Here is a 20,482-nt window from a genome sequence, read left to right on the forward strand (position 1 = left end):
TCCGGCAGTGGCTTCGGCTCCCCTCATGCGAGGGGACGAAGCCCACTGCCAAGGGCCTGACGGGGAGGTGCCTGATTTGTAGCGCAGAGCGGCGCCTCCCATAAATCAAGATTTGCGGACTGCGGAAGCCGGTGCGGCTGCCGCTTCCGTAGTTGCAGAACAACAGTAATGAAAGGAAGAGGAGTTTCTTATGAAGTTGAAGAAGCTTTTCGCGGGCGTCGCGGCTGCGGCGACCCTCTTGGGCGGCATGGCCTTCGGCGCCACCGCCAACGCGGCTGATGGTGACACACTGGATGTCACCGTGCCGCAGAACATCGAAGTCAAGGGCGATGCTGTCAACGGTCACACGTTCCAGGCCGTGCTCATCGGCGCGTACGACAACGCCACTCAGGACGCGAGCGGCAACCTGAAGAACGTTTCCGTGAACACGCCCGACGCTGTTAAGCCCGCCGTCTCCAAGGCGCTGAACGCGACCGACGCCAACTGGGCGAAGGACGCAGTGTACGCTGACAATCCGGCTGGCTACGTTGCCAAGAACTTCCTTGACAGCGGCAGCGATGCCACTCCGCAGTGGTCTGGCACCCTGCGCAATTTCGTGACCAACTTGGTCTCCTCCACCAACCCCGACGTGTTCGCCGGCTCCACGCTCACTGCCACGGGTGCGAACGGCGTTGCCACGTTCGACAACCTCACGCCTGGTGTTTACGTCATCAAGGACGTGACCGACGGTGCCAAGTCCATTCCGATGCTCGTCGGCACCAAGGTCGCCGGCAAGAGCTTCGCCAACGCTGCGCTCGGTGAGGTCGACGTCAAGCCGATCACCCTGCCCGCCCCGGTCAAGACCGCCGACAAGACCGCCGTCTACACCGGCGACACCGTGAAGTTCACGCTGACCGCCAAGGTTCCGAACACCACCGGTGTGACCGCCTTCGACTACCACATCAAGGACTACACGGCCACCAACGAGAGCCTTGACATTCTCGATGACCCGGCTCTGACCGTCACCGCCACCAAGAAGGGTGCCAAGGAAGCAACGGTTCTGACCAAGGGTGCCGACTACACGGTTTCCGGTAACGCCAAGAGCGAGAATACCCCGCTTGACATCAACCTCTCCAACTCCGTGCTGAACCTTGAAATTGGTTCCACCATCACCGTTACGTACTCCGTGAAGGTTAACTCCTCCATCACTAGCGGCTATCAGGTTCAGAACAGCGTCTACGTGCAGCATGACGACGCCAAGGTCGACGGCAACACCGTCACCCTGTACTCTGCCGAATTCCAGTTCCAGAAGATCGACGCTGATGACAATCCGGTGAATGGCGCTGAATTCGTCGTGAAGAACGCCGACAGCAAGTACCTCAAGGCGGACGGCTTCAACTGGACTTTCGTCGACAATGAGAGCGATGCCACTAAGTTCGCCTCCGGCGAGTATGGTTCCAATGGTTTCGTCGACATCAAGGGTGTGGCTCCTGGCACGTACACCGTCATCGAGACCAAGGCCCCCAACGGCTTCCTCCAGAGCGTGAAGCCTACCTTCACCGTCAATGTGCAGAACGATGCCACTCACGACTACAAGAAGGACGTTTCCTTCACCGAGACCACCAAGTTCGGTCTGGTCAAGGATTCGACTCTGCCCGGCGATAAGGACTTCAAGATTGCCAAGGTGACCAACGTCAAGTCGCTCACCGAGCTGCCGAAGACCGGTGCCGCTGGCATCGCGATGTTCGTCGCCTTGGGCGTCGTGCTTGCCGGTGCCGCCGCCGCGGTGTACGGCAAGTCCCGTCGCGCGGGTTCCGCTCTGCGCGCCTGAGACTGGTCGCAACGGTAATCGTGTGATATAGCAAAGCGTGGTGTCGTCCACCGGTATGGTGGAGGGCACCACGCTTCGTTATCGGCATCGGATATCTGGTACAGGAAGTCAGCTATGACAGACAACGAATTCACAAACGACGAGATCACGTATCTCCGCTCCCTGCGTGCCGTAGCCCGCGTGTCCAACGGCCGCATCCGCTATACGGAAGCGTTCAAACGCGAGTGCATGAGACGATACGGTGCCGGCGAATCCCCGGCGAAAATCTTCCGCGACGCCGGATTGGACTCCTCGCTCATAGGATACAAGCGCATCGAACGATGCATCGCCCGCTGGCGCGGAATGCTGTCTGACGACTCCATCATGCATCCGGAGAACACACAGCCCTCACGCGTCCCGATGCCCACGCACGGCAAAGGGGAGGAATCCCCGGCCCCCGAGAACCACGCCAATGAGGAGACCGCCGAATCATCGTTCGCGCCCAAACTGCACGTACGCTCCGGACGCCGCGACCTGCGTGACCTGCTGATCGCCCAGCAGGTGCGACGCATCGAGGAGCTGGAACACGAGGTCACCCTGCTCCAGACCGAACTCGAACGCATGCAGCAGGACGACACGGCCGGCAATACCGACGACGACATGGCCACGACCGCATCCGACGCCGACGAATCCAGCAATCGTTAAGGCGACATTCAACAATAATTTCATGAAGACGAAGGCGGTCTTACGGGCCGCCCAAGTCCATGCCATGGTACGCGTCGTTCAATGAGATCATCCCGACGAAAGGATGATTATGACGACGCACAGACCGACGCCACGCGCCGCGACACGACCAGCCGCGGCAGGCCCGGGCGTGGCGACGAAAAGACTCGTTGCCATCGTGGCCGCGGTATCCCTCGCAGGAGGCCTCGGCACCGGAGCGGCCGGCGTAATGCTGCTCGGACGCCTCTCGGGGCCGTCAGCCGCAGGCGGCGCACCCGGCGGCGCCGGCGGGGCGAACACCATGAGCTACGACTACAACGGATCGTATTCCGCAACACTCACCGCGGACAGCACCGAAAAAACATCCGGCACGACCGTAACCTCCACCAAGGCCGACCAGAACGCGGCGCTCGCGCAAAACGGCGGCACGCTCACCCTCGATGGCGCCACACTCAACAAATCCGGCGACGGCAGCAACGACGACAACGACAACTTCTACGGCACCAACTCCGTGCTGCTCGCCGTCGGCAAACAATCCAAGGCCATCGTCTCCGGCAGCACGATACGCGCCACAAGCTCCGGATCGAACGGCATCTTCGCCACCGACTCCGCCACCGTGCTCGCCAACGACACAACCATCTCCACGACGTCCGACAACTCACGCGCCCTGGACGCCACCTACGGCGGCACCATCCTCGCCAACGCCATCGACGCCACCACAGACGGCGACCACAGCGCGACCGTGGCCACAGACCGCGGCGGCGGAACGGTCTCCCTCACCGGATCCACGCTGAAAACCTCCGGATCGGGGTCGCCGCTGCTCTACTCCACCGGCGACGTGCAGGTCAACGGCGTGAACGGTACCGCGGACGGCAGCCAGATCGCCGGCATGGAAGGGCTGAACACCATCCTCATCAGCGACTCCACGCTCGAAAGCACCATCACGTCGAAAACCGCATCCGACCCCATCGCCAACGGCGTGATCATCTACCAGTCCACCTCCGGCGACGCGGAAGCCAGCACCGGCGAGCACGCCACATTCCAAGCCAAAGACTCCACGCTGAAATCCGCCATCCAATCCGGATCGATGTTCTACTTCACCAACACGACCGCCGACGTGGTGCTCAGCAACACCACGCTCGACTTCGACACAGCCAAGGCCACGCTCATCAACGCGTCCGGCAACGATTCCAACAAGTGGGGGCAGGCCGGATCGAACGGCGCCACCGTGAACTTCACCGGCCGCGGGCAGCAGCTCGAAGGCGACGTGACCGCCGACACCATATCCACGGTGAACCTGTATCTGCTCGACGGGTCGACGTGGAGCGGGAAAGCGAAGATCGTCGACAATGCCTCGGCGGCTTCGGAGTCCACGGGGGCTTCGGGGTCCACGCCCGTGAGCGACGCGCCCATTGCCGTGAACGTGGACGGCACCTCCACATGGACGGTGACCGGCGACACCACCATCTCCACACTCAACGTGGCGTCGGGCGGACGTGTGGTGGACTCCAGCGGACGCAGCGTGACCATCGTGGCCGGCGGCAGAACCGTGGTGACCGGCAGCGGCGGGGTGACCGTCACCGTGACAGGCGCGTACTCCACCACCGTGAACGCCGGCAGCGACACGAAACTCTCGGACGACGCGGTCGACAGGTCATCCTTCGACAAGCAGTTCAACACCACGACCACGTGGGGCATGTAAGGGCCACGCGAAACAGGCGACGGTCGCGGGGCCGTCAAGGGCGGTCGTGGGCGGTCGGGTCGGTAGGGCGGTCGTGAGACGGCCAGACCGCAGCGATTGCAAGAACCACCGGACTATAGGGAACCATCGGACTATAGGGAACGATCAACGATCAGAACAATCAGGTCATAACGAACAATCACAGACAATTTGCTAAGGAGACAGCCATGACAACGGCAACCATGAACACGATGACGAACACGGGTACGGCAGCGGTGAGCACGGCCACGGCGGCTTTGAACGCGATGACGTTCGTGCCCATCAGGCAGGGCAGCATCGGCATGAACGGCAGGACGCTCTCGCTCACGCACATCATGTCGTCGGTGAAACACCGGCTCGGAGGATGGGAGTCGGCAGGTGGCTCCGGCTCCGGCGCGGGCTTCGGCTCCGGTTTTGGTGCGAGGGCGCGGGTGACCGGGCGGCACGTGGCCGGCGAAGATGACGAGGCGATGCGTACGGTGCAGGCGGAGCGGACGTCCGGGACGATGCGGACGGCGCAGTCGACGGGACGTGACTCCACGGCGGTCATGAGGCAGGAAGGCGGCGGCTCATCCCCGTATGGCTATGGCGGCGGTTCCGGCACGGCGAACGGCGCGGGTGCTGGTGCGGGTGCTGGTGCTGCTGGTGCGGGTGCGGGGTATGCGGGCGGCGTGACGGTGGCGTTGCCTCCGCGCAAGCCCGATTCCGACACCGGCGACGGCGATGACGGTCGCTCCGGCGGGTTCGGCGAATCCGGCGGAAACGGTTCCGGCGGCAGGGGTGACGCCGGCCGGAAGGCGGGGTCGCATCATCATGACGGTATGGGGCGGAACGTCGGCGCCGGTACCGCGGCCGTCGGCGTCGGGCGACTGTCGGGCAAGACGTGGGGCATCCTCGCCGCGCTGGCGCTCGTATGCGGGCTCGTCGGCGGTGCGGGTGGCGCATTGGCCGTGACGCACTTCACGGGCGGCGCCTCGGGCGGCCAGCAGCAGATGCAGCAGGGCGGCGGCAACATGGGCCAGCCGCCGAGCGGCAACGGCCAGGGCGGCCCCGGCGGCCAGCAGGGCAGCGGTTCGGGCTCGGATTCGGGCAGCAGCTCGAACGGTTCCAGCGGTTCCAGTGGGTCGAACGGGTCTAGTGGGTCCAGCGGTTCGAACAGCGGCTCGGGCTCCAGCAGTAGCTCCTCCAGCAGCAGCTGAGTGAGCGTTCTTCCTTACTGTTATCCTGGGCGAGCGTTTCCCTACTGTCGTCCTGGGCGGGCGTTTCCCCTACTGTCGTTCTGGGCGAGCGTTCCCCCTATTGTCATCCTGAGCGAGCGCAGCGAGTCGAAGGATCTTATGAACGCCTCGTATGGAACCGTTCGAGATCCTTCGACTCCGGGCTTCGCCCTCCGCTCAGGATGACAGGGGGAGGTACATGCGCGTCGCCTTGGATGACAGGGGGTGGTGCATGCGCGTCGCCTTGGATGACAGGGGGAAGTGCATGCGCGTCGTTCTGGATGACGGAGGGACGCATGTCGTCGCCCCTGGATGACGGAGGGGCGCATGCGCGTCGCTGTTCAATCTCACAAAAAAATTCCTAGACAAGCCTGTCGTTCATTGTTAGTGTGGTCGGCGATTAATCACGTATTCATACGGCAATGATGGGATGGACGATGTTCGACAAACGACTGTTCGCACTGGCGCCGGGAATCGGCCGTCTGGTCGCGGGCAAGGTGGCGTTGATGTGGGTGAGCCTGCTCGCCAACGTCGTGTTCATGATCACGGTGACCATGCTGCTGTCCGATGCGGCGGCCGCGTTCTCCGGCGGCGTCACGCTGTTCACCGGCGATCTGCGGCGGCGCGCGGTCATATACGCGGGCGTATTCGTGGCGGTGCTGATTGTGCGGTATGCGGCCACGCGCGCTTCGACACGGCTCGGATTCGAGGCCGCCGAACGGGTGAAGCTCGCGTTGCGCGAACGCCTCTACCGCAAGATGCTGCGGCTTGGACCGTCGTATTCCAGCCGGGTGAAGACCGCGGACGTGGTGCAGTCGGCCGGCGAGGGCGTCGAACAGATCCAAAGCTTCTTCGAACTGTTCCTGCCGCAGCTGTTCTACGCGGTGCTGGCGCCGCTCACCCTGTTCGTGGTGCTGCTGCCGGTGAACTGGCCGGCGGCCGTGGTGCTGCTCGTCTGCGCTCCGCTCATCGTGGTGATCGTGGGGCTCGTGGCCATGCGCGCCGCCCGCGTGTTCAAGAAATACTGGGGCAAATACACCGACATGGGCGCCGCGTTCCTCGATAATCTCCAGGGACTGGAGACGCTCAAGACCTTCGACGCGGACGGGCGTGCCGCACGCGACATGGATGCCAAGGCCGAGGAGTTCCGCGTGATGACCATGCGCGTGCTCCAAATACAACTGCGCTCGCTCACCGCCATGGACGTGGTGGCATACGGTGGTGCGGCCGCGGGCATCGGCATGGCGGTGTGGCAGTCCGCGCACGGGGCGCTGGACTGGGGCGGCTGCCTGCTGATCGTGCTACTCTCCGCCGAGTTCTTCATCCCGCTGCGGCAGCTCGGCTCCTACTTCCACGTGGCGATGAACGGCATGACCTCCACCAAACGCATCTTCGCGCTGCTGGACGCGCCCGAACCGTCGTATGGCACCGCGGCGCTGGACGTGGCGGGGGAGACGTGCCTCGGGGTTTCGTTCGGGGACGTCGGGTTCGCGTATGACGATGGTGCTGTGAGCGGCGATGGCGCTGAGGGCGCTGATGGCGCTGAGGGCGCGGACGGGGACGGGGATGCCGCCAAGCCCGCGTTGCGGGGCATCTCGTTCACGGCGCTGCCCGGCAGTCTCACCGCCATCGTGGGAGGCAGCGGCTCGGGCAAGTCGACCGCCGCCGCACTGCTCGCCGGCACGCTCACCGGATACACCGGGTCCATCGAACTGTGCGACGACCACACCGAATACGAACTGCGTGACCTGTCCGCGGAATCGCTCACCGCGGCCGTGACGCTGGTCTCCTCGCGCTCGCACCTGTTCATGGGAACCCTTCGCGAGAACCTGCTCATGGCCCGCCCCGATGCCACCGACGATGAACTGTGGCAGGCGCTGCATGACGCCCGCATCGACGAATTCGTGGACGCGCAGCCGGACGGGCTCGACATGCGCATCGAACAGGACGCCGCCAATCTCTCCGGCGGCCAGCGTCAGCGCATTGCCATCGCCCGCGCGCTGCTGCGCAACAGCATGGTCTACATCTTCGACGAGGCCACCAGCAGCGTCGATGCGGAAAGCGAGGCGCGGATCCTCGCCGTCATCCACGAGCTGGCGAATCGCAGGACCGTCATCATGATCACCCATCGCATGGCCAACGCGGTGGACGCCGACGCCGTGGCGGTGTTCTCGCACGGCCGGGTGGTCGAACAGGGCACCCACGCCGAGCTCATGGCCGCCGGCGGCGAGTACGCGGGGCTGTTCCGGGCGCAGGAGGCCATCGAAAACGTCTCCGCAACCGAAAAAGCGCGAGTTGTGGGTGTTCAATCCGGCGAATCGGCCGCCGATGGAGAGGCGAAGTTGGATGGCGGATTGTCAAAACCGCGGAATATCAACGATGGTGCGGCTGCGGCGACGGCTGCGGACGGGCGGTCTGCCAAAACAAACACCCACAACTCGCGTTCTCGGCATGAATCGGTGATTCCACGGCTGCTCAAGGTGGCCAGTCCGCTCTCCGGATTCATGGTGGCGGCGTGCGTGTTCGGCGCGCTCGGGCATCTGGCGGCCACGTTCCTGCCGGTGTTCGGCATGATGGCGCTGTTCGCCGCGCTCGGGCAGCCCGTGTGGGGCATGGGCGTGGGCGCGTCGGTGGCCGGCATGGTCGTCTGCGCGCTGATTCGCGGCCTCATGCGCTACGCTGAACAGTTCATGAACCATAACGTGGCGTTCCGTCTGCTCGCGTTGTTCCGGTCGCGCGCGTTCGCCGCACTGCGCCGACTCGCCCCCGCCAAGCTCGACGCCAAGGGCAAGGGCGATCTCATCGCGCTGATCACCACCGACGTCGAGATGCTGGAGATCTTCTTCGCGCACACCATCTCGCCGGTGGTCATCGCCGTCAGCACCACCGTGGTGTATGCCGTGGCGTTGCTGCTGCTCAGCCCGCAGATGGCGCTGCTGCTCGTGTGCGCGCACCTCGTCATAGGGGCGGTGATTCCGGCGCTGTTCGGCCGTGCCGTGCGCGACATCGGCCCTAGGTTGCGCACGGACTCCTCGGCGCTCGACGACCAGGTGCTTGACGGCCTGCGCGGCGTGGACGAGATTATCCGCTTCGGCAGCGGCGAGACGCGCGTGGCCGACGTGGTCTCCCGCACGCGTGGCCTGTGGGCGCAGCGGGCGCGGCTCAACCGCATCAACGGGCATTACGCCGGCATCGGCGGCGTGCTCGTGATGGTGTTCACCGCGGCGGCCGTGGCGCTCGCCTTCTGCGGCATGCTGTTCGGGGGGCAGGCTGCTCCCGAGATGATTGTGGCCACGGTGCTGCTGGCCAGCTCCTTCGGCCCCACGCTGGCGTTGAGCGCCCTGCCAGCGAACCTCACCAACACGTTCGCCGCCGCACGCCGCCTGTTCGCGCTCATGGACGAATCGCCGGCCGTGGTGGAGCGCGGCACGCGGCGCCCGGCCTACACCGGCATGGCCATCGACCAGGCGACGTTCGCCTACCCGGACGCCGACGTCCCCGTGCTCTCCGGCTTCTCGCTCGATGTGCCGCGTTCCGGCGTACTCGGCATCTAGGGTCCGAGCGGCCGTGGCAAGTCCACCGTGCTCAAACTGCTCATGCGGTACTGGGATCCGCTGTCGGGCGAAGTGCGGTTCTCCGACGTGCCCCTGCCGGACGTCGACGCGCATCATCGCCGCCGCGTGCAGACCATGATGAGCCAGGAGACCGCCCTGTTCGACGGGACGATTCGCGAGAACCTGCTTCTCGCCGTGCCGCAGCCGGAGGGGGCTAGCCAGGGCTCGACCCCGCAAGCGTCGACCGCGACCGACGCCGTACTGCGCGAGGCCTGCCGCAAGGCATCGGTGCTCGACCTCATCGACTCGCTCCCCGCCGGCCTCGACACCCCCGTCGGCGAACTGGGCGACCGCCTCTCCGAGGGTGAGCGCCAGCGCATCGGCCTGGCCCGCGTGTTCCTGCGCGACGCGTCACTCGTGCTCTTCGACGAGCCGACGAGTCGTCTCGACGCGCTCAACGAGGCCGTGATCCTCCAGTCCATCAACACGCTGGCCTCGGAGCACGACGCCGCCATCGTGCTGGTTTCGCACCGCGCCTCCACCATGCGCATCGCCCACCGCGTCGTGCAGGTGTGACGCGGTCGCCTTCCCGGCCGGGGGGGGGGCTGGAGCATTTCCCCCATTGTCATTCTGAGTAAAGGCACCCCCCCCCATTGTCATCCTGGGTAAAAAGGCATCTACCCCTTCCTTTGTCATTCTATGTAAAGGCGCCTTCTCCATTGTCATTCTGAGCGAGCGTAGCGAGTCGAAGAATCTCGGCGAGACAGGGGGCAAGATCCTTCGACTCCGGCCTGCGGCCTTCGCTCAGGATGACAGCAGGAGAGGAGATGCCTCCGCTCACGATGACAGCAGGAGAAGACGCCCTCGTCCACGATGACAACGGAGGGCAGGTGCCTCTGTTCACGATGACAGCAGGAGAGGAGGTGCCTCCGCTTAGGATGACAACGACTACGCTCAGTCCGTGAATGCGTCGGCGTATGCCTTGGCGGCGGCGTCCAGTTCCTCTTCGGTGATGGCCGACGTGTTCTGTACGAGAATCGGCTCGCGCCACGTGAGGTCCACGCGGAACGCGGTCAGCTCGAACGGGCTGAGCAGCTCCTTCATCGTGTGCCCGTATTCGCCGTCGGTCTGGTAGCGCGACGCCGGCGACCCGGTCGTCACCACCAGCTGCACGGTCTTGCCGTCGAGCGCGGTGCCGCCGGCGTACGCCCAGCCGGGCGTCAGCACGGTGTCCTTCCACTGCTGCAGGAGCCTCGGCGCGCTGTACCAGTAGAACGGGAACTCCAGCACCAGATGGTCGACCGACTCGACGAATGCCTGTTCGGCGGCCTTGTCCACCTTGAAGTCGGGGTAGAGCGCGTATTCGTCGCGCACGGTCACGTCGGCGGGATGACGGCTTTCCAACTCGTCGATCAGTCGACGGTTGATTTTCGATGCCGCATAATTCGGATGAAACAGCAGGATTCCGGTGGACATGGGTTCGTCCCCTTCCATGGGTTGGTTATGGTGTGGTCATGCCGACCGTTTCCCAGTATATTGCCGTATGCCCATAACGTTCGCGACACGCCCGGATTTTTATTATAAATACCAGTAATATCAAGCGTTTTCGAGGTTTTATGACGGTTCGGTTGGACAAGCTGGAATATTCGTGTATAGTAGTCATTCGTTGCTTCACGGCGACATGCGGACATAGCTTAGTTGGTAAAGCGCGACCTTGCCAAGGTCGAGACCGCGGGTTCGAGTCCCGTTGTCCGCTCGCAGACCCGGGCGGTTGGCGCAGAGGTAGCGCACTTCCCTGACACGGAAGGGGTCACAAGTTCGAATCTTGTATCGCCCACTGAGCCGATTCGTTCGGTGAAACCGATAGCGATATCGGGAGCGTCGGGTGATTGGCGCAGCGGCTAGCGCACTTCCTTCACACGGAAGGGGTCGCAGGTTCGATTCCTGCATCACCCACGATGTGTGCAGGTCTTGCATCTGCCGCAGATAAGTGAATACGGGGCTATGGCGCAGCTGGTAGCGCATCTCCATGGCATGGAGGGGGTCGGGGGTTCGAATCCCCCTAGCTCCACAGGGAAAATCCTCCGAGGCTTCGGCTTCGGAGGATTTTTGTTTATCCCGTTATTCCGGTATCCCGGTCTGGGCCTTATGGCTCTTCCTGCATTGATGACATCCTCCGCTTTGGCGTCTTTCACCTTGCTGCCATCCTCTATTTTGTCCTTCTCTACTCTTTGTCTTCTGCTATTCTTTGTCTTCCTCTGTTTTGTCGTCCCCTACGGTGTCGTCTTTCACTTTGTCGTCCCCCACTTTGGCGTCTTTCACTGTGTTGTCTCCGACTGTGCGGTCCACGCTCCGCTTTGCCCTTGGAATCCGCTATGGCCCTGTTTTATTTCTGGGTTTGTGGGTCCCGCGAGTCGCCGACAACGGAAAGTGAGTCTGAACGATTGCCAAAAACAAAAAGTGGGTCTAGAAGGTTGCAGAGAACGGAAAGTGGGTCTAAAAGTTTGTCAAAAATGAAAAGTGGGTCTAATGATTCGTGAGGACGAGGTTTTTGAGGTCCTCGTGTATGCCGTAGACCCACAAACCGCTATATGAACGGATTCACCCACTATTAATGAATGAGTGGGACCCACAAACTGGCTAAAATGATTGACCAGACCCACGAATCCAATCGGCTGACCCACAAATCCGACCGTTTGGACCCACGAATCCGATTAGCTAGACCCACAAACCGATGAGCGGGCCGATAAGCTGGATACATGATTGGTCAGACCCACGAATCCAATTGATTAGACCCATAGATTCAATCGGCTAGACCCACAAATCGATGGGCTGACCCACAAATCCGACCGTTTGGATCCGTGAGTCCGATCGGGTAGACCCACAGATCCGATTGGTCAGGCCGACGAGCGGACCCACAAATCCGATCGGGTAGACCCACAAATCCAATCGGATAGACCCACGAAACCAATGGGCGGGCCTACGAACCGGTGGTGAATGTCTGGGCCTGCGGACCGTGTGCGGCGTTGCTCCGTTCACTCTTTTGGCGGGGGCTGGAAAGAGTGAACGGGAATGATTCTCAAGAGAACAGGATTTTCCCGGAAATATGCCGAATGTCATGTACGGGAATGGGAGAAGATGAGCGTTTGGGATTCACTCTTTGGCTCCGCTGCAAAAGAGTGAATCCCAAACCACCAGCCCCGCTACGAGAGCATCACCTCGCGCTTGGGATGCGTTCTGCGCCACCACTGCTGCACAAAATACGCGGCGTAGCAGAACACGATGAACACCAGCTCGGCCCCAAGTGCGAACCGCTGCTCCTTGTCGAAGAAGACCAGCAGGAACGAGGCGGTGCACAGGATGAACGCGCCCCACGAGGTCCACGGGTGGCCGGGCGTCGCATACTTGAGCTCGCCGACCGTATGACCGGAGGCAATCCAGCGCTTACGGAACACGATCTGGCAGTACGCAATCGCAATCCACACCACCACAGCCGACAATCCTGATAGCGCCACCAACACCAGATACACGGTCGACGCCGCCACCACCGACGAGAGCAGCGCGAGCAGGCCGCCGGCCATCGCCGCGCACAACGCCAGCATCGGCACGCCACTACGGTTCGTCTTGGCGAACCAACGCGGGATCATGCCCTCATGACCCATCGACCACACCATGCGCGTCGAAGCGTACAGGCCGGAGTTCGAGGCGGACAGCACGGCCGTGAGCACCACGAAGTTCATGATGTCGGCCGCATAGGGAATGCCCACCGAGTTGAGCACAAGCACGAACGGGCTTTCGCCCACGCCCGCCTGACGCCACGGAATCAGCGCGCTCATCACCACGATCGAACCGATGAAGAAGAGGACCAAGCGCCACAGCGTGGTGTGGATCGCCTTCGGCACCGCTTTCTCCGGGTTACGCGTCTCACCCGCCGTCACGCCGATGAGCTCGGTGCCGGAGAACGCGAAGTTCACGGTCAGAATCGTTGCGAACACGGGCATGAACCCGTTGGGGAAGATGCCGTCCTTGAACAGGTTGTCGAACATCGGCGCATGCGTGTACCCCTTCATAGGGATGAAGCCGAAAATCGTGAGCGCACCAATCAGGATGAACGCGCAGATCGCGAACACCTTGATCGAGGCGAACCAGAACTCCGCCTCGGCGAAGAACCGCACGGAAAGCGCGTTCAGCGTGAATATCAGCACGATGCACGCCGCCGACCATATCCACGTGGGCGTGTGCGGGAACCATCGTTGCATAAGCAGTCCCGCCGCCGTGAACTCCGAGCCGAGTGCCACCGTCCACGTCAGCCAGTATTGGATGGCGACCACGAATCCCGTGCCCGGTCCGATGAACTTCTCCGCATACACGTGGAACGAGCCCGTCACCGGCATGGCCACCGAAAGCTCGCCCAGCGTGAGCATGACCAGATACACGATCACCGCGCCAATCGCGTACGCCAGAATCGTGCCGATCGGGCCGGCCTGCTGAATCGTATAGCCGGAACTCAGAAACAGGCCGGTGCCGATGACACCGCCGAGCGAGATCATCTGCAGATGCCGCGCCTCCATGCCGCGCTTGAGATTCGTGTGCAGGGCGTGCTTCTGGTTGACGGCATGACCGTCGTCGTTGCCGGCGTCGGCGGACGCGTCGTGTTCGGCCGCGTCGTCGGCCGTGACGTCCGGTGATGCGGATCGAGGCTCCGCAGCCTCGGTATCGGATTGGCTCATGGTTCTCTCTTTTGCTGCTGTCGTCAAGTTTTTCAAGGGATTGCGTCCGCCGCCCATGATGCCGGCGGCGAAAACGACCCCGAACAGTATACGTTTCCAGCCCTACGAGCGGCATCGCCGCCGGAATCGTTATCGGTGCCATGGAATGACGGCCTATTCTCGTCACATTCGCGGCGCTAGAGTGGAGGTGATGCAGTATTCGCCGCAGTCCGCGACGTTCGTAGCGAACGCGCGGACGGATGCGCGGCGATGGAGAGAACGGAGCATATGATGACCTCGCCTCAGGCCGGATGGTATCCCGATCCTTCGGGAGATACGACGCGCATGCGTTGGTGGGATGGAATGCAGTGGACGCAAAACGTGATGCCGGCGCAGCCGGATTCGCAGCAGCCGCCGTACGGTGGCGGGAACATGGGATATGGGCAGTCTGGGCCGCAGCCGGGCTACGGCCAGCCGAACCAGCCGGGCTACGGGCAGCAGCCTGGCCAGTCCGGCTACCAGCAGCAGCCGTATGCCGGCGTTGTGACCAATGGCGCGATATATCCGATGACCGATTCCGACCGCACGTTGCGTATGGTCGCGTTCATCTTCAACATCATCAGCATTGCGGGAACGTGCTGGCTGATCGTCCCACTGGCGTGGATGATTCCGATGACGATTCGCAGCTGGGGCATCTATCAGGGCACGAAGCCGAACACGATGGCGTTCGGCATCTGCGATCTGCTGTTCTGCAGTCTGATCGGCGGCATCCTGCTGCTGATTTCGAATAAGAACGAGTGAACAGGGCGGATTGACGGTGCCAAATGGTCGTTTTTTTCAGCGAAAAACGACCATTTGGCACCGTCAATCGCCGATAACGGGATTTTGCGCCCGTCATTGGCAACGGTGGGGACTAGGATATCCACGGCGAAAGGGAGCGTGACGATAGGAGAACGGCATGACGAAGGCGGCGAGCACGGGGAAAACCACGTCGGACGATGCCAAGCTGAGTAATGCCGCGTCCAACGATGCCGTGTCGAGCAATGCCGCATCGACCGCGTCGAATAATGCCGCGTCGAATAACGCTACGTCGACCGATTGGCGGCGGATCGGATGGCTCGTCGTCGCCTCCCTCGTGCTCGGCGCGATCATCGGCGTGGGCGCGGGCCTGCTCACGCTGCTGCTCTACGGCGTGGAACACGTGATGCTTGGCTATGTCGAAGGGCCGTCGATTCCCGGCCCGTTCGCCGTGCCATGGATTCGCCGGGCCGTATCGGTGACGGCCGGCCTGTTCATCGCCGCCGTCATCTGGTATCTCCTCCGCACCAAGACCACGAAGGTGCCATCGGTCAAGAAGGCCGTCGCCGGCGAACGGATGCCATGGTGGCAGACCGTCGTGCACGTAGTATTGCAGATCTTCATCGTCGGGTCGGGCGCATCCATCGGCCGCGAGGTCGCGCCGCGCGAACTCGGCGCCATGCTCGCGCAACGGTTCTGCGACGTCTTCCATCTCGAACGCGCGGACCGGCGCATGGTCGTGGCCGTGGCGGCGGGCGCCGGCCTCGGCGGCGTCTACGACGCGCCGTTGGCCGGTATGTTCTTCGCGGCGGAGATTTTGCTCGGCAGCATCTCCATCGAGACCATCGCGTTCGGACTGGGCATGTCGGCGACCGCGGCCTACGTGGCGTCGCTGATCAAAGGCCATCATGCGTTCTACGACATCACGGCCATGCAGCCGGGGGAGACGTCGAGTCTGATGCTGTTCGCGCTGGTGTGCGGGGCGTTGTGCGGCGCGGCGGGCGCGCTGTTCCGGCGTGGCTCGTCGTGGGCGGAGTCGCATAAGCCGGCCGGAAAGCAGTCACTCGGGCTGCTGTGGCAGATGCCGTTGGCCGGCGTATTGACCGGCGTGGTCGCCACCGCCGTGCCGCAGGTCATGGGCAACGGGCGCGCCGCCGCGCAACTCGGATTCAGCACGTTCGTGGGGGCCCCTGGCGTCGCGTCGTCATCGGGCGCCGTGCAGTCGGTTGTGGCGGCGGCCGCATCGCCGTGGACGCTGCTGGCCAATGGCGACGACGCGGTCGGCGGCTGGCTGCGTGGGCTCGGTTTCGGCGGTGCGGCGGGTTCCGGTGCGTCGGGCGGTGCGTCCGTCGTGGCCCCCGGTGCGGCCTCCGTGCACGTCGTCTCCAGCATCGACCTTCATCACCTCGGTCTCATGCTCGCCATCCTCGCCGTCACGTTCGTCGTGAAGGCCATCGTGACGTTGCTGACCATCCGGTCGGGCGCGTCCGGCGGCGTGCTGCAGCCCGGCATCGCCCTCGGCGCCACGCTCGGCGCGATGCTCGGCCTGATGTGGACGCTCGCGTTCCCCGCCGACTCGATTACGGCATGCGCGCTCATCGGCGCGGCCGCGCTGCTCTCCGCCTCGCAGCAGGCCCCGCTCATGGCCATGTGCCTCGTCATGGAGCTCACCGAGGCGCCGATCACATTCTTTGTGCCCGTGGGCCTCGCCGTCGCCGCGTCCGCGTTCGTTTCCAGCTGGCTGCTCGGCCGCACCGCCCGCAAGCCGGTCGCCGCTGCTGACGACGTCCCCGCCGCCGTCTGACTCCCTTGCCGCAATTTACGGTGCCAAAAGGTCGTTTTCGCCGCGAAAAACGACCAAAACGCACCGTAAATCGGCGGGAACGGGGTTTTCGGCCCGTATGTTACCGGTCCACCCGGCCTACCGCGCGGAAATGTTGCCGCACGAGCACGCCGCCTCGCGTCCGTCCTACCGTACGAAAACGTTGCCGCCGTACCGGTCGGTGCCGAAATCAAGGTCGTATCGCGGCGCGATCATCCCGGCGCCGAAACTCAGCGACGGATCCTTGCGCTTCGTCGCCCAGCCATGCCCATGCCAAACGTCGTACGACACGCCGAAATCGGGGACGAACCGCGCCTGGTCGCCGTATATCTCCACGGTCACGCGCACAATCGGCCACCCGCCGACCTCGACCCCGGCAATCGGCCGCCGCGCATACACGGAGAACCGTCGCACGCCGTAGGCGTCCGCGCCGCCGTATCCCGCGCATTCACCGTATCCCGCCGGAACGTTGACTGCCGGGGCCCACATCAGACACGTCGCACGTTCGGTCGTATGAAAGGCCGAGCGCGCTTCGTCGCGGATGACGTAATCCGGGCAGCGCAGCAGGTCTGCAACGCCCGCCTCCGCGCACATGGCGTCCAGTTCACGCGACCCCATCGAAACCAGACGCGTCAGATTCCGCCGGACCAGCGTCACGTCGCCGATATCACGGCCGGCGGAGAACCACATGAATATGGCGCAGGCGATCAGTCCGACCTCGATGGCGAGGAAGGTCAGCAGCGTCGCCCGCGGATTATGTTCGGCCGGGTACGCCACCGTATAGATGACGAACGCCGTCCAACCGGCGAGGAACACGGCCACCGTGATCATGTCCACCTTGCGATTGTGGCCGGTCTTCCTGGCGAGCCGTTGCAGATAGCCGGCGTCGACGCCGGGCGACGCGCGATGCCATTGCGATGCAGTCATGCCGTCATTATCCCACCGATGGGATGGTGCAGGCGATGAACGGTGTGGATGATGCTGGCGATGGACGGCGATGGATGGCACGGGTGATGGACGGTGCGGCGGGGGATTCGTGAACCTGGCCTACTGTGGGAGTCATGAGCGAGCAGACGTTGTTCCATGGCAAGGCGCAGGCGTACGCCGACGCAAGACCCGACTATCCGGACGCGACGATCGGCTACGTCGGTTCGATGATTGCGGACGGTGCCGTCGTCGCCGACGTCGGCGCGGGGACAGGCAAGTTCACCGTGCCGATAGCGCGATACGGCGCGCGTCACGGCGGCGGCTCCGGCGCTGGCTCCTCCGGCTCCGGTCGTGGCTACGAGGTGCGCGCCGTCGAACCGGACGCCGACATGCGCGCCGCGCTGACCGAGGCGACGCGGCCGTACGCGAACGTCACGGTCGTGGACGGGTCGGCCGAGCATACGAATCTGTCGGATGCGAGCGTCGACGCCGTCGTCTGCGCGCAGGCGCTGCACTGGTTCGACCACGACGCGTTCCTCGCCGAATGCCGACGCATCTCCCGTGGTCGGCGGCTTCTGCTGGTTTCGATATACAACGTCACGTCGTTCGATTCGGCGATGACCATCGGAGGCGGCGAATCCGGCGGCGTCGCCATCCCCGCCGACGGCCTCTCCCCGGAGCAGATGCACGAGGTCGTCGGCGTCAGCGGACGGCATTTCCGCGAGACGACGGCCGAATTCTTCCATCATCCGACGATCAAACGATTCCCCAATCCGATTCATTACACGCGCGACGCATGGCGGGCCTATATGGACTCCCATTCGCACAGTCCGTTGCCGACGGATCCCATCTATCCGGCGTTCCGCGCGCAGGTCGACGCCATCTTCGACGAACGGTCCGTCGACGGCATCCTGACCGACGACAACGTCACCATGGTCGCCAGCGAACTGTTGGACGTCTGACGCCCCCGGAATCCGGAATTATGGTGCTTTTCCGCCGTTTTCGCCGCGAAAAACGACCGAAACGCACCGTAAATCGCCGGGAACGGGGGTTTTGGCCCGTATGTTGGGGTGGGCGGAACGGTTTGCTGTCGCCGAAGTGTGTTCCGCGCGGTTCACGCTTTTCTCGTCGGGTCCTTTTGGAGGGTGAGGAAGACGAAGGCGACGACGAGGAGGATTGCGATGGACAGCACGCCGAGGCTGGCGTTGCCGGTGAGGGTGGTGGTCGTGGCGACGAGGAACGTGCCGAGGATCGACGCCGTCTTGCCGAAGATGTCGTAGAGGCCGTAGTACTCGTTCGCGTGGTCCTTGGGGATGATCTTGCCGTAGTACGAGCGGGAGAGCGCCTGGATGCCGCCCTGGAACATGCCGACGAGGATCGCGAGGATCCAGAACTCCAACGCCTCCTTGAGGAAGAACGTGGCGAAGAACACGATGCCCATGTACGCCACCACGGCGGCCATGATCATCGGCTTGCAGCCGAAGCGGCCGGCCAAGCGACCGTAGATGATCGCGCACGGGAACGCCACGAACTGCGTGACCAGCAGCGCCACCACCAGCTGCGTGGAATCGATGCCCAGCTGCGTGCCGTACGACGTGCTCATCGAGATGACCGTGTTCACCGCGTCGATGTAGAAGAAGAACGCGACCATGAACATCCACAGCGGCTTGTTGCGTACGAGCTTGCGCAGCGTGCCGGCGAGCTCGGTGAACGTGCCGCGCACGGCCTCTCGCGTATGCTCGCGGGTGGCGCGGTAGTGGACCTGACGGTAGCTGGTGATGAGCGGGATGGTGAACGCCACCCACCACACGGCCGTGATGATGAAGCTCGCGCGAGTGCAGGCGACGGTGGACCAGCCGAGCAGCGCCGGACCGCCGAAGATCAGCGCGATGCAGGCGATGAACGGGACGGTGGAGCCCACATAGCCCCAGCCGTAGCCGTGCGAGGAGACCTTGTCCATGCGCTCGTTGGTGGTGGTGTCGATGAGCATGGAATCGTAGAACGTGAGCGAGCCGTTGAGGCCGATGGTGGCGAGCACATACACGATGAGGAACGGCAGCCAGGCGAGCGGCAGCGCCATCGCGCAGCACATGACCGCGCCGGTGCCAAAGAAGCCGAGGAAGAACTTGATTTTCATGCCCTGCACGTCGGCGATCGAGCCGAGCAGCGGCATGAGCAGGGCGATGACCAGCGAGGCGATGGTCTGCGCGTAGCCCCAGGCCGAAACGATGTTGCCGTCGGCCGGCATCAGCGACTTCGCGTAGATGGGGATCACGGCGGTGGAGAGCAGCACGAACGCGGAATTGCCGACGTCGTAGATAATCCACTTCTTTTCGCGTGTGGTGAGGCGGCCGCGCGGGGGAGTCGGGAACTCGCCGCTGGAGAGGGCCTGCGGGGCGTCCTGCCCTTTGATGGTGCCGGCGTGGTTGGCGGTGTCGGCGGTGGTGGGGTGGTCGGTCATAATACTCCTCGCATACTCCTCGCTCGCATTCAGCTTTCATGGTAACGGCCGATTTCGGGTGCCGGAGCCCCCGAAAATGAACGCAGCGTGAATTGCCGAGCGCGGTTCGGTGCCGGAATCGGGCGGTTTCGACGTATCGAGGGGCTCCGGCCGGAGCAAATCGGCGGTGGAAGCGCTCCGACTGCTAGAGTGGCAGACAGTGAAGTGACGGTGGGTTCACTGGAAAGGTCGGTAGGTCGGCGATGGACGAACGCGGGGATGACGGGCAGTCGGCCGGACGCCGGGAAGACGGTGTAGGCGCGTGGGCCGTGGGGAACGGCTCGGGAGCCGTGCCGCCCCACGATGGCGCCGGGTCGCCACGCGGCCGTCACGCGGCGCCCAGACACGCGGCGCGCTCGCCGTACGTTGCCGCCCCGAGCCCGGTGCCGCCCGCACCTGCGCAGCCGACGGCCTCCTATGCGCCGAACCCGACGTACCCCACCCAGCCGATGCGGCCCATGCGCCCGGTGCCGCCGGCCTCGGTTCGGCAAGGGCAAACCGCCACGTCGTCTCCGTCTCCATCCCTGTCATCGGCCACGCCTGCCGCACCGGCCTACCCGTATGCGGCCGCGGCCCCGTCCGCCCCCCGCCCGGTTCCCGGAGCATCCCAAGGCACGGCCACCCAGCCGCCCTACCCGCAGACGTCCGCATCCCCGCACGCCGCCATCCCGGTTCCCCCGCCCCGACCGTAGCCGCCCGCCGCGTCCCAGGCACCCATTCCAC

The 20,482-nt window shown here is 63.9% G+C and carries 11 protein-coding genes, 4 tRNA genes and 1 pseudogene; 12 read left to right on the forward strand and 4 right to left on the reverse strand.

What is annotated here, in order from left to right; genetic code table 11:
- Positions 1–190: 190 nt before the first annotated feature.
- The 5 genes and pseudogenes from KIH77_RS09860 (at position 191) to KIH77_RS09880 (ending at position 9,579) form a co-directional block, all read left to right on the forward strand.
- A complete protein-coding gene (locus tag KIH77_RS09860; RefSeq protein WP_219101440.1) occupies positions 191–1,810 on the forward strand; it encodes a SpaA isopeptide-forming pilin-related protein in 1,620 nt (539 codons plus the stop codon).
- Positions 1,811–1,924: 114 nt separating this feature from the next.
- Entirely contained in the window at positions 1,925–2,494 is a 570-nt protein-coding gene (locus tag KIH77_RS09865; protein ID WP_219101442.1) for an HTH domain-containing protein, read from the forward strand.
- A gap of 109 nt (positions 2,495–2,603) precedes the next feature.
- On the forward strand, positions 2,604–4,214 hold the full coding sequence (locus KIH77_RS09870) for a beta strand repeat-containing protein (RefSeq protein WP_236024617.1): 1,611 nt from the start codon (positions 2,604–2,606) through the stop codon (positions 4,212–4,214).
- Between the two features lie 206 nt (positions 4,215–4,420).
- Positions 4,421–5,431, forward strand: coding sequence for a hypothetical protein (locus KIH77_RS09875; protein WP_219101444.1), 1,011 nt, complete (start codon positions 4,421–4,423; stop codon positions 5,429–5,431).
- 455 nt (positions 5,432–5,886) lie between these two features.
- Positions 5,887–9,579 (forward strand): annotated as a pseudogene (locus KIH77_RS09880) (thiol reductant ABC exporter subunit CydD/CydC).
- Between the two features lie 378 nt (positions 9,580–9,957).
- Here KIH77_RS09880 and KIH77_RS09885 read toward each other — a convergent pair.
- Positions 9,958–10,479: an NAD(P)H-dependent oxidoreductase gene (locus KIH77_RS09885; protein ID WP_219101446.1), complete on the reverse strand. Its 522-nt coding sequence runs from the start codon at positions 10,477–10,479 to the stop codon at positions 9,958–9,960.
- A 207-nt stretch (positions 10,480–10,686) separates the two neighbouring features.
- Here KIH77_RS09885 and KIH77_RS09890 point away from each other — a divergent pair.
- The 4 genes from KIH77_RS09890 to KIH77_RS09905 all read left to right on the forward strand — a co-directional run bounded on the left by KIH77_RS09890 (position 10,687) and on the right by KIH77_RS09905 (position 11,074).
- Positions 10,687–10,759 (forward strand) — tRNA-Gly (locus KIH77_RS09890).
- Positions 10,760–10,768: 9 nt separating this feature from the next.
- A tRNA-Val gene (locus KIH77_RS09895) sits at positions 10,769–10,840 on the forward strand.
- Positions 10,841–10,886: 46 nt separating this feature from the next.
- A tRNA-Val gene (locus tag KIH77_RS09900) sits at positions 10,887–10,959 on the forward strand.
- A 42-nt stretch (positions 10,960–11,001) separates the two neighbouring features.
- Positions 11,002–11,074, forward strand: a tRNA-Ala gene (locus KIH77_RS09905).
- Between the two features lie 1,132 nt (positions 11,075–12,206).
- Here the strand turns inward: KIH77_RS09905 and KIH77_RS09910 are convergent.
- Positions 12,207–13,733, reverse strand: a complete 1,527-nt coding sequence (locus KIH77_RS09910; RefSeq protein ID WP_219101448.1) for an amino acid permease — start codon at positions 13,731–13,733, stop codon at positions 12,207–12,209.
- A 270-nt stretch (positions 13,734–14,003) separates the two neighbouring features.
- Here KIH77_RS09910 and KIH77_RS10505 point away from each other — a divergent pair, with 270 nt between their 5' ends.
- The gene (locus KIH77_RS10505) at positions 14,004–14,513 is read left to right on the forward strand and encodes a DUF2510 domain-containing protein (protein ID WP_274607474.1); all 510 of its coding nucleotides are present in this window, start codon (positions 14,004–14,006) and stop codon (positions 14,511–14,513) included.
- Between the two features lie 307 nt (positions 14,514–14,820).
- The gene (locus KIH77_RS09930) at positions 14,821–16,314 is read left to right on the forward strand and encodes a chloride channel protein (protein WP_443623255.1); all 1,494 of its coding nucleotides are present in this window, start codon (positions 14,821–14,823) and stop codon (positions 16,312–16,314) included.
- Between the two features lie 165 nt (positions 16,315–16,479).
- On the opposite strand, the gene KIH77_RS09935 is transcribed toward KIH77_RS09930, so the two are convergent.
- Positions 16,480–17,259, reverse strand: a complete 780-nt coding sequence (locus KIH77_RS09935) for a hypothetical protein (RefSeq protein ID WP_219101452.1) — start codon at positions 17,257–17,259, stop codon at positions 16,480–16,482.
- A 134-nt stretch (positions 17,260–17,393) separates the two neighbouring features.
- On the opposite strand from KIH77_RS09935, the gene KIH77_RS09940 reads away from it, so the two are divergent.
- Entirely contained in the window at positions 17,394–18,221 is an 828-nt protein-coding gene (locus tag KIH77_RS09940) for a class I SAM-dependent methyltransferase (RefSeq protein ID WP_219101454.1), read from the forward strand.
- 152 nt (positions 18,222–18,373) lie between these two features.
- On the opposite strand, the gene KIH77_RS09945 is transcribed toward KIH77_RS09940, so the two are convergent.
- Complete coding sequence (locus KIH77_RS09945; RefSeq protein WP_219101456.1) at positions 18,374–19,720, reverse strand: MFS transporter; 1,347 nt, start codon at positions 19,718–19,720, stop codon at positions 18,374–18,376.
- Positions 19,721–20,482 lie beyond the last annotated feature (762 nt).

The sequence above is a fragment of the Bifidobacterium pluvialisilvae genome (assembly GCF_019331695.1).
Classification (GTDB): Bacteria; Actinomycetota; Actinomycetes; order Actinomycetales; family Bifidobacteriaceae; genus Galliscardovia; species Galliscardovia pluvialisilvae.